Annotated in this window: 4 protein-coding genes and 9 pseudogenes; 8 read left to right on the plus strand and 5 right to left on the minus strand. The window is 59.8% G+C overall.

Annotation, left to right across the window (positions count from 1 at the left end; genetic code table 11):
- The first annotated feature begins 215 nt into the window (after window positions 1–215).
- Window positions 216–1364, plus strand: coding sequence for a CaiB/BaiF CoA transferase family protein (locus ABID19_RS33715; RefSeq protein ID WP_263807195.1), 1149 nt, complete (start codon window positions 216–218; stop codon window positions 1362–1364).
- A 380-nt stretch (window positions 1365–1744) separates the two neighbouring features.
- On the opposite strand, the gene ABID19_RS33720 is transcribed toward ABID19_RS33715, so the two are convergent.
- Both ABID19_RS33720 and ABID19_RS33725 read right to left on the minus strand, forming a co-directional pair.
- A complete protein-coding gene (locus ABID19_RS33720) occupies window positions 1745–2008 on the minus strand; it encodes a 2OG-Fe(II) oxygenase family protein (RefSeq protein WP_263807194.1) in 264 nt (87 codons plus the stop codon).
- Between the two features lie 373 nt (window positions 2009–2381).
- A pseudogene (locus tag ABID19_RS33725) lies at window positions 2382–2759 on the minus strand (ATP-binding protein); the annotation flags it as partial.
- A gap of 437 nt (window positions 2760–3196) precedes the next feature.
- Between ABID19_RS33725 and ABID19_RS33730 the strand changes: the two are divergent.
- The 4 genes and pseudogenes from ABID19_RS33730 to istB all read left to right on the plus strand — a co-directional run.
- Window positions 3197–3655 (plus strand): site-specific integrase, encoded by a 459-nt coding sequence (locus tag ABID19_RS33730; RefSeq protein WP_354494816.1) that lies wholly within the window; start codon window positions 3197–3199, stop codon window positions 3653–3655.
- Window positions 3646–4112, plus strand: a pseudogene (locus tag ABID19_RS33735) (tyrosine-type recombinase/integrase). The gene ABID19_RS33730 and the pseudogene ABID19_RS33735 overlap by 10 nt, the downstream one beginning before the upstream one ends.
- A gap of 9 nt (window positions 4113–4121) precedes the next feature.
- Window positions 4122–5316 (plus strand): annotated as a pseudogene (locus ABID19_RS33740) (IS91 family transposase).
- Between the two features lie 890 nt (window positions 5317–6206).
- Window positions 6207–6890 (plus strand): annotated as a pseudogene (istB, locus tag ABID19_RS33745) (IS21-like element helper ATPase IstB); the annotation flags it as partial.
- Window positions 6891–6928: 38 nt separating this feature from the next.
- Here istB and ABID19_RS33750 read toward each other — a convergent pair.
- Window positions 6929–7788: pseudogene (locus tag ABID19_RS33750) on the minus strand (IS5 family transposase); the annotation flags it as partial.
- Window positions 7789–7897: 109 nt separating this feature from the next.
- On the opposite strand from ABID19_RS33750, the pseudogene ABID19_RS33755 reads away from it, so the two are divergent.
- A pseudogene (locus tag ABID19_RS33755) lies at window positions 7898–8430 on the plus strand (IS66 family transposase); the annotation flags it as partial.
- Here the strand turns inward: ABID19_RS33755 and ABID19_RS33760 are convergent.
- Window positions 8431–8562 (minus strand): annotated as a pseudogene (locus ABID19_RS33760) (IS481 family transposase); the annotation flags it as partial.
- On the opposite strand from ABID19_RS33760, the pseudogene ABID19_RS33765 reads away from it, so the two are divergent.
- Together ABID19_RS33765 and ABID19_RS33770 are read left to right on the plus strand one after the other, a co-directional pair.
- Window positions 8561–8797, plus strand: a pseudogene (locus ABID19_RS33765) (IS110 family transposase); the annotation flags it as partial. The pseudogenes ABID19_RS33760 and ABID19_RS33765 overlap by 2 nt on opposite strands.
- Window positions 8798–9179: 382 nt before the next feature.
- A pseudogene (locus tag ABID19_RS33770) lies at window positions 9180–9603 on the plus strand (IS66 family transposase); the annotation flags it as partial.
- Between the two features lie 159 nt (window positions 9604–9762).
- Here the strand turns inward: ABID19_RS33770 and ABID19_RS33775 are convergent.
- The gene (locus ABID19_RS33775; protein ID WP_263807193.1) at window positions 9763–10305 is read right to left on the minus strand and encodes a cupin domain-containing protein; all 543 of its coding nucleotides are present in this window, start codon (window positions 10303–10305) and stop codon (window positions 9763–9765) included.
- Between the last annotated feature and the right edge of the window lie 382 nt (window positions 10306–10687).

Here is a 10687-nt window from a genome sequence, read left to right on the forward strand (position 1 = left end):
GGGTCATTTAAGTCTACATGCGCCGGCCCTTAGAAGGGTTGCAGTGCAATGACCGGGCTTACGGGTTGATCAACGCAGCTCAAAAAGTTGCGCAAGAAATCAATTCGCAAATGGCTTCAATTCGCCTTCCGGGCGAGAGGTAACCAGATGTAGCCGAGCTTTTCGAGCCTTATTGGCCAGTGCCTACGAAACTTCAGCAAAGGGAAACGAGATCGATGGGAGTACTCAGCGGCGTCAAGATCGTCGAAATGGTCGGTATGGGGCCGGGACCATTTTGCGGCATGCTGCTTGCCGACTTGGGGGCTGATGTGATTGCGGTGGAGCGGCCGGCCGAAGACGCGGGCGGTCCGCGGCCTTGGTCGATATGCAGTCGTGGCAAGCGCTCAATTGTTCTGGACATGAAGAAGCCGGGAGCGGTGGACACGTTCTTGGACCTGATCGACGGTGCCGATGTCTTGATCGAAGGCAACCGCCCAGGTGTCATGGAACGCCTCGGAATAGGACCCGATGTTTGCCTTGCCCGCCGGCCATCGCTAGTTTACGGCCGGATGACCGGATGGGGACAGTATGGTCCTTTGTCGAAGGCTGCGGCACACGACGCCAATTACATTGCTCTTTCCGGCGCTCTATGGATTGCAACCCAGCCTGGCCAGCCTCCTGAAGCACCTCCCACAATCCTAGGCGACATAGCCGGAGGGGCTCTCTATCTAACCGTTGGCATTCTCGCTGGAATACTGCGGGCTAGAAAAGATGGCACTGGGCAGGTGATCGATGCAGCTATGGTCGATGGCTCGGCCCACCTGTTGAACCTCTTGGTATCGTTTCTTCCCATCGAATACGATCTGTCTATCGCAAACACCCGGCCAGGGGCTCTCGGGAGGCATTTCGACCGTACTTACGTCTGCTCAGACGGTGAGTGGATCGTTTTGCAGGCTATGGAACCCCAGTTTTACACGGAACTTATCAGGCGCCTTGGTCTCGATCATGATGGGCGTTTCGCCGAAAATCAAAGACAAAACCCGAGCGTTTGGGGACCGCTCGGTGAGGAGCTCGCCGCACTGTTTAAGACCAAAACCAGGGCGGAATGGAACGAGTTGCTTGAAGGCACCGATACATGCTTCGCGCCTGTTTTATCCATGCCAGAGGCAGCTGTGCATCCACATATGGTGGCACGCGATGTTTACCGAACAGTCGACGGTGTCTTGCAGGCCACCGCAGCTCCGCGCTTTTCAGCGACGCCGTCGCCTGAACTGACCTCAGTACCAGCCCTCGGAGCGCACACCACAGACATCTTATCCGAGCTTGGCCACAACGACGACAGGATTGAGAGCCTCAGGCGCTCAGGCGCCCTAGGATCGCCGTAAGCGCCTGATCATGAAATGAATGTCGCCGGTGTTCTTGCGGTCGTCACGATTGCCTTTGTGCTCACGGATGAAGTCACTCATCCATCCTATGCCCTATGCCCTATGCCCGGCCGACCTCGTGCGCATGTCGGAAGTCATACCCCGAGCATGCGCTCCACTGCCTGACGAGGCCGATCCGCGACCTGCGGGCCGATTGTCAATGACATGACAGTTTGGAGAAACAATTATCACGACCACGGCCGCAAATGATGAGGGCACCACTCGCAAGCGTGGCCTGCTGGAAGCATTTTACCAGCAGCTAATTCGCCGCGCAGCCGCGCGCGATACCACGAAGGTGCCTCGTGGCCATAGCTTGCGAAAGCTTCGAGAACCCGAACGACTCACTGCAACTCCCGCGCGCGTCCGGCACCATTGCCAGTTTCCCAGATCGAGTCGAAGTTGCGTAACATCACGTCCGCGACGTTGAAGGTTTGCTTTCCTTGCCGGGAAGTCAGGCGGGCGTCGATGTCGGGATAGATAAAGAAGGGAAGGGAAATTCGGTCAGTCGTACCAGTGTGCACGACCTGATGGGGCGTACTCTTGAACCTGTCGTCGCTCAAGGCTTGAAGCATGTCGCCCAGATTGACAACGAGACTGTCGGGCAAGCTCGGCACCGGCACCCAGCCCCGCGAAACCACACCTGCAAGGAGCGCGTGGGGAGTTCCTCCTGCAGTAGCAGCGTGAAGAAGCCATTGTCGGTATGCTTTCCGGCCGTGCCGCCAGTAGACGGATATCGTATCACGCGCTGCGGGACCGTCGGCGGGCTGAAATGGCGTAGGAACCAGCTCTCTTCCATATCGAGCAGGTCGGCCAGCGCCATCCCAAGCTCCGGCACAACCTCGTTGACCACGGTAGCTTGCAAAGCAAGCAGGCTTCGAGCGAAACCAGGAGCCAGCGCGTCATCCGGAAAGCGTGTACAACCAGCAAACGGACGCCGGTCGCCTTCGTTCTCGATTCCGAGGTCGAACATTTCCTTTGGTGGAAGAGCAATTGCCCGCCGGCCTGGGCAAAGGGCAGATAGCCGAGTTCATCGAGCACGACGAAGTCGAGCCGGGTGAGGTAGTCGGCGATACGGCCCTGCTTGCCGCCGCGGTGCTCGGTCTCGAGCCGGTTGACGAGATCGACGACGTTGAAGAAGCGGCCACGTGAGCCGTTGCGGATCAGGGCGCGGGCAATGGCGATTGCCAGATGCGACTTGCCGGTTCCGATGCCGCCGATGAGCACGGCGTTGCGCTGGTCGGCGACGAAGATGCCGTTGGCAAGGCCCCGGACCAGCACCTCATTGACCGGCGTGCCGTCGAAGTCGAACTCATCGATGTCCTTGGCGATCGGCAGCTTGGCGACGGTGAGCTGGTATTTACAAAGGGTATGATCTGCCAATGCGAAGCGCGATCGAATGAGCCGTGAAACCCCACTTCCCCCGGAGCAATCCAGTTGGCCCTGGCTGAAAGACGGCAGACAACTGATATCTACTGTCGGGTTTGTCGAGTCCGCGACAGGGGCTGTTCGGCCTAGCCTCTTGCCGCCCTCTCATAGGCGTGAAATTATGGGGAATTTCTGGGACTCTCTTTGACCCAGTTGGCACGATTTTGAGGCAGCCTCATCGTAAGGCGGCAGGAATTGCAGACTGACATTTATGTCCTGGGTGGCATCCTGACATTTGGACTAACCCGCTCCGCGATTGCGGAGCGGCAAGGAGGGTGTTTTCCGCCGGCGTGGTGTTGATCGTGTCGTCTGTCGCGCTGGTCATGTGTCCACAACAAGCTCTGACTGCGTCAGCATGGAGTGGCTGCTTGCAGCCCATTCCATCAGACAAAGGGGGAGTTTGTCATGACCCAACTTCGCCAGCGCATGAGCGAGGACACGCAGGTGCGCAACTTCGCGCCCAACACCAGCTGTCGTATCTGCAACAGGTGTCGCTGTTCGCCCACCACTTTTGTAAGTCCCCGGACCTACTCGGGCGAGAGGATATTTGGACCTTCCAGGTCTATCTGGCCAACGAGAAGAAGCTGTCGCCCGGCTCGATTCACACCGCCATTGCGGCGCTGCGCTTTCTCTATACTGTGACGCTCGATCGGGACTGGGCGCCTGAAGAAGTCCTGCCGCTTCCCAAGAAGCCGCAGAGGCTGCCGATCGTCCTCAGTCCCGAGGAAGTTCAGCGGTTCCTCGGTTGCGTCCTCAGTGTAAAACACCACGCCATCCTGACACTTACTACGCGGCTGGCTTGCGTATTTCGGAAGCGGTGCAGCTGAAGTCCACGAACATCGACAGCCAGAGAATGGTCATCCGCGTCGAGCAGGGCAAAGGTCAGAAGGACCGCTATGTGATGCTGTCGCCCAAGCTGCTGGAGATTCTGCGCGATTACTGGAAGATGCGGCGACCGAAGGAATGGCTCTTCCCCGGCGATCGTGCGGACCCGCCGATTACCAGGAGTGCGGTGGGACAAGCCTGCGCGAAAGCGCCCAACCTCTCCGGATTGTCCAAACCGGTCACGCCACACAGTTTGAGCACGCCTTCGCCGTCCATCTGCTGGAGGCCGGTGCCGACGTGCGGACAATTCAACTGCTGCTCGGTCACCGCAGCCTCGCGACCACCGCCCATTACCTGCGGATTGCCACCAACAAAGTCTGCGCCACATCGAGCCCCTTCGAGCTCTTGCCGCGCCCGGCGCCCACCGTGCCGCCGCCTGCCAAGCCGCAATACTTCTGAGCGGCGGCAATGGCCCGCTCGGGGCCGGAAGTGGCGGATATCTTCGCTGCTACGGCGAAGCCTATCGCGCACAGCATGATGCGTCGCTATCGACCGCCCAGCGCCGCGTCATGACGGCGATTGAACCGGACCGCCGCGCTCGGCGGACACGTCGAAGCATACGATCAATGCGGCCACCGGCACATCCCCCCAACAGCTGCCGCGACAGGCATTGCCCCGCTGCCAATCGCTGGCCCGCACGCAATGGCTGGAGGATCGTCGCGCCGAGCTTCTCGACACGCAATACTTTCACGTCGTCTTCACGCTGCCGGAGCCCATTGCCGCCATTGCCTAACAGGACAAGGCACTCGTCTACGGCCTGCTCTTCCGCGCCACCGCCGAGACCCTGCGCATCATCGCCGCCGATCCCAAGCACCTGGGCGCCGAGATCGGCTTGTTCGCCGTGTTGCACACCTGGGGCCAGAACCTGCTTCATGATCCGCATCTGCATTGCGTCGTCCCAGGCGGCGGCCTTTCTGCCGACGGCCATCGGTGGATCGCCGCCTGCAAGCCCGGCTTCTTCTTGCCGGTTCGCGTGCTCTCGCGCCGGTTCCGACGATTGTTTCTGCAGCACCTGGGGAAAGCCTTCGACGACGGCCAGTTGAAGTTCTTCTATGACTTGCAGGCCTTGAGCGAGCGCAATGCCTTCCGGCGCTATTTGGCGCCGCTACGAAAGGCCGAGTGGGTCATCTATGCCAAGCCGCCATTCGCCGGCCCCGAACAGCTCCTCGACTACGTCGGCCGCTATACCCACCGCGTCGTCATTTCCAACAATCGCCTCGTCGCCATCTAGGATGGCAAAGTCGCCTTCCGCTGGAAGGACTATCGGCACGGCAGTCGGCAGAAGGTCATGACCGTCGCGTCTGACGAGTTCATTCGTCGCTTCCTGCTACACGTCCTGCCCGGGGGCTTCCATCGCATTCGCTACTACCGATTCCTCGGCAATCGCTATCGCGCGCAAAAGCTCGCCTGCTGTCGCGACCTGCTCGGCATGCCGGTTGCTGAGCCGTCGGACAGCCGCCGCGCAAAGGACTACCGCGACCGCTACGAGGACGTCACAGGGAATTCGCTCAGGCAATGCCCCGCCTGCCGTCAAGGCCAGATGATCATCATCGAAACATTCGACGGCGTCACCGGACGCCCACCATACCAGGACACGTCATGAAGCAGGGACATCGCCTTCCTATGGTCATCAGCATTGCGCCGGCCCGCTTGGAAACGAAACTGAGCCGGTCCCGCAAAAGTGTGCGCCGTCATCACCGGCTACCTCTCCTAGGCAGGGCGCGGCGCCGATCCTCACATGCCGGAACCGATATCCGTGCCGCTTTCGGCGCACCGGCGAGATATAGGGCCTTAAAGTTCGGCTGGCATCCGGCTCATCGAGAAAAACGCTGCGGATTCAGCCGCAGCCATTGGGCCGCCGATCACGACTGTACCGCATCGCATCTAACCCTATACGGAGGAGCTGTCACGAATACCCTCGATCAACGGACCTCTTTGGAGCAAGCCCCCGCACGAAAGCATTGGCTATCGCGGATGGGCGATTTCTCATGACCTAGATGTTGGCCGCGAGTGCACCGCGGCCGACGGTCGTTGAGGAACTGGCGGATGCCGTGCAGGCAGCGTATTTGGCCAATGGGCCAGCAGCCATCGCAATCCTGGACGCTGGGTGCCGAACAGGTCTCGTGGGCGTCCAGTTGAAGCGCCTCGGTTTCCATTTGCTCGACGGGTTCGACCTCTCCGAAGAGGACATGGTGGGCAAAGCTCTGAAATCTCGTGTCTCTAGCCATGTCCGGAAGCGTGTCGACCCAGCGTCTTCACGCTCGGGCACGGCCCAAAGGACGCATGCGCGAACTGGCTCGCGTCACGCGCCCCAACGGATTCATCATCGCAAGCACTCGCAAGAGCTGTGCGGTGGCTAGATCCTTTGAGGATGAGGTGCGGTCTCTGCAAGATTAGGGCGTGCTTGTGACAGCACGGTGTCTATACGACGGCAGATACATCGCGGGGGAGGCCTGGGAGAATCGCGCGATAAGGACAGCGCACCGGCAGGATAGTGCAATTCGGATGGGTCGGCTGGCAACCATCAAAACGCTCGCCGGCTTCGATTTCACTTTCCAGCCCTCCCTCGATCGCGATCGGATCTTCACGCTCGCGCAACTGGGTTTCGTCGAAAGGCACGAGGCCGTCCATTTCCTCGGGCCGCCGGGAACCGGCAAAAGCCATCTCGCTGTGGCGCTCGGCGTCGAGGCTGTCAAAGCAGGCAAGAGCGTCTACTTCTGTACGCTTGCCGACCTCATTGCAGCGCTGTCCAGGGCCGAGCGCGAGGGACGGCTGCAAGAACGCATCCGCTTCTTCTGCAGGCCAGGTCTGCTGATCGTCGACGAGATCGGTTATCTCCCGGTCATCGCCGGCGGCGGCAACCTGTTCTTCCAGCTCGTCAACGCCCGCTACGAGAAAGGGGCAATGATCCTGACGTCCAATCGCGGCTTTGCAGAGTGGGGCGATGTTTTTGGAGACGCCGTGGTCGCCACCGCGCTTCTCGACAGGCTTCTGCATCATGCCGTCGTCGTTCAGATCGAAGGATCAAGTTACAGGTTGCGCCAACATGCCGAATTGATGCCTGAACACGTCCGTTCGAAAGCATTGATCAGCCCACCGTCCTTCGCCCCACCCTCACGCCCCCGAGGGCGACCGCCGAAAAATACCCAATTCTCCGTGTCGTCCGGGGCGGCATAATTGGGGAATTTTACTTCGGCACTTTTGAGGAAAGTTCACCCGGTATTGACAGTTGCCGCGATCCCGACCTTGCAGCCGAATTCGTAAGGGTTGTGGGCTTTGCCCTTCGCGATGCAGACCACCTCGGGCGCGTGCAGGGAGTAGATCTTGTTCCTGTCCTTCGGCTTCTGCGCCAAGAGCCGCTCGACGAGCCCGAGCAAGTTCGTCATTGCCGGCGATCTTGCGGCCGACGTCGCGGAACACCCGGCCGAGATAGGTGCGAAGGCGCTTGAGTTCGCGACGCATCCGGCGGAACTGCCGGGCATGCGCATAGCGACCCGCCCGCACCGCCGCTGCCTTAGCCAGCCGCATGTGGCTCTGCTGAGCATGATGCCGTCCCGCCTGGCCTGACGCACCAGGATCTGGATTGCCTTGAGGTAGAGCCGGCTGTCGGTGGGGTGGGCGATCGCCTTCGGCTGCACCGTCGTATCGACGGTGATCCGCTCCAGCGAACCGGGCTTCGCAGTCCCCGTCTCGAGTGCGACGTCAACGCTGGCCTTCGGCCCCTCGGGCCCGATCCGCTTGCGCCAGCGCGTCATCGTGCTGGCATCGATCGGCGGCTCGTGCTGGAAGAACTCGAAGCCGCAGAAAAATTGCCAATAAGGATTTTCCACCCAACGCTCCACCCCTTCTTCGTCGGAAGGTTGCGGAGTGCTTGAGGTAATGCAGACCGACCATCACCCGCGTCGGCTTGGCCGGCCTGCCGACCGGGCGATAAAACCCGCCAAACGCTTCGTCAAAGCGCGACCACTCCATCAATGCCGACAACCGGGACCAGCGGATGGCGCGCATTGATGATGGCATCGAGACGCTCGCGAAACAAATCACTCTTACCGGACGACGCACGGGCTGGCAGAATTGCAAAAACACCGGGTAACGACGGGATCAAAGGTGGTTTCCGGCATTCTCCAATACTTCGAACCCGATGGGAATCCCTGCAATGCAAGGGGTCAAAGAGTTTTTCAGGGCGAACTAAGTATGTCGACGGCACACCGCTCAACCGCCTGGCGCAGGCATTCGAGCGCGCTGGCGTTCCTGTCAGCCGAGGCGCTCTGGGCCACTGGGCTCGAGCGAAAAACAGCTCTCCCGCATCTATGACGCGCTGAAGCTGCGGCTCAGATCGCAGCCCCTCATCCATGGTGACGAGACTACGGTCCAGGTGCTGAAGGAAACGGACAGAGAAGCCGCCAGCACGTCATATATGTAGGCTTGCCGGAGCGGCGAGGACAGTGACGAGCCGATCGTGCTGCTCGATTATCAGCCGGGCCGGGGCCAGATACACCCGCAGGCCTTTCTCGGCGATTACCGCGGCATCGTGATGAGCGACGGCTATTCCGCCTGGCGCACGCTGCAAGGGGCAACGCATCTGGGATGCATGGCCCATTCCAGGTGTCGCTTCGTCGATGCCCTCAAGGCAAGAAAGAAGGGTGGAGGCCCGCCGGAACAGGCGCTCGAGTTCTTCGAGCAGCTCTATTGGATTGAAAGCCCAGGCGCGGGGGAGCGGATTGGTTTTGAAGCGTTCAGGTTGTGACGCCCACGCTTTGCAGATGAACTCGTAGGGTGTGAGACCCTTGAGGGTCTTGAGCCTGCGGGCGAAGTTGTAGGCGGCGACGAAGTCGGCGAGATGGGTACGGCTGGGACGCGTCTCCAAGATGGGGAATCGATATTTGCGCAAGCTGCTCGTGGTCGGCGCTCATGCCGTTCTGTTCCATCGCAAGCGTTCCGGCGATGCGTTGAGAAACTGGGCGGATCGCCTGATGGAAACCAAGCCATTCAAGCTTGTCGCCGTGGCGACCGCAAACAAACTCGCCCGTATCGCCTTCGCAGTCATGCGCGACGCAACACATTATGCCGGCACGCCGGCGTAACAGTAGCATCGGCTGAGGCCGTGAGCCGGAATCGAGGGTGACAATGACGTGATGGGAACAGACGAGGACAGATCCTGAAAGCCTGCAGCATAGTCGGAGCTTCGAGCTCGCTCTCTTGATCAGGCCAAAGGATCAGCGGATACCATCAGGGCCAGCGGTCACAAGACCGCAGCAACAGGCCGGAGACATGACCGCACCCGCGACCATCCCATCGCTGAAAACAAATCCTTGATCAGCGGGCGCCGTCCAGACATGACTATGCTGTATCGCTCTACGGATCGCCTCTGTCGTTGTGGCGCTCCCATGCAGAACTTGGCCCATAGCGCATCCTTTGATTCGGAAGATAAGGATGCCCCATCAAAGCCCGGGATCAAACATCTAGAAGCCGGACAAGGGCGAAACACAAGCCGATTGCATTCGCCGTTTGCGCCAGAAACACAGCGCATAGCGCGCCGAAGCTCCTGCCGGATACCAAGCTTGGCGATGCTGTGTCCTACACTCTGAACCAGTGGAGTACCTGACGCGGTAGACCGAAGACGGCAGGATGCCGATCGACAACAATCTCCTCGAACGCGACATCAGGATTTTTGCTACTGGACGAAAGAGTTTGGCTGTTCAGCGACACTGTGAACGGAGCCAGGGCCAGTGCGGTCCTTTACAGCCTCATGCTGACATGCCGAGCTTGTGGCATCAGGCCCTTGGCCTATCTCCGTCACGTCCTTAGCGAACTGCCGCAGCACGCAACAGATGCCGACATCACCGATCTGCTGCCTTTCAACTTCCCCAAAGGAGGAGCCGCTGCCTGATCAAAATCGACCGTCAGACATGCAAAACCGGTCAAACGGGCGCGTCAACGTGCATGGACAAAAGCGCTTACGCCTGTTCGGGCGAATCCGGCTCGATGAGCCAGTCCAAAACGGGTAGGGATCGTATCCGGGGACCCCGGATTTGCTTGGGGATTGCGCCTAAACATGTGGGATGCGTGGCCGCAGTTCTGCGACCACCATGATGAACCGAAGCTCTTGGGTGCCCCGATTCATATAGGCATGCTTGTCTTCCGTGCGTGCCAAAACTGAAGATCCAGATTGAACCACCAGCTCGGTCCCAGCCAATTTCAGAGTTAGCTCGCCGGTTTCCACATTTAGCAGCTCGAGCGTTCCCGCGGAATGCTCGGGGGATTCGAATGTTTCGCCTGGGAACAGAATCCACCGCCTAAGCTCCCCTCGTCTGGACCGTGAGTTCCCACAAGGAGCGTGATATTGCCTCCGCCAGGGCCTCGCCATAATACAGACGTGTCTTGCGAGTGCACGATCAGTGCTTACACACTTAATGCCCACGCCCACGAAGTCTGCGACTGAAACTCCTAGAGCTACTGCCATTTTGCAAAGGGTAGCGATGCTGGGGTTGGCGCTTCCCTTCTCGATTTCCACCAGCATCCCTTTGCTAGCCCCGGATTTTCGAGAAAGCTGGTCAAGGGTGAGGCGGAAAAGCTTGAGGTTCTGAGACACCGTTGCACTGACGTGTTCAACATCGGCCAGGCCATTCTAGATCGGGTCGATCTTGCAGCCGGACATTCGCCGTCCTGCTCTCAGTATAGCGCGTGACCCCGTTGCGGATCCGATGCTTGAAGCGACCGAAGTCGTTGTTGTGGTGGTCGACCACCTTCTCAAGGGACGCCACGATAATTGCGTGTCCATCATGTGCCTATTCGACGAAATAGACGGATGCCTTCAAGACACTCCCTCAAAAACCGGTGCCGGAATGGGGAACAACGCTCACGCGTGCGCCAAGGAGCGTCACGCGCCGGAGAGCAGGGCAGGGGTGGCCAAAGCCTCCCCCGCCTCGTCAAGGATGGAGAAACAGTAACGGCCATGGGCGTCGAGATCGACG

The sequence above is a fragment of the Mesorhizobium robiniae genome (assembly GCF_040545535.1).
Lineage (GTDB): Bacteria > Pseudomonadota > Alphaproteobacteria > Rhizobiales > Rhizobiaceae > Mesorhizobium > Mesorhizobium robiniae.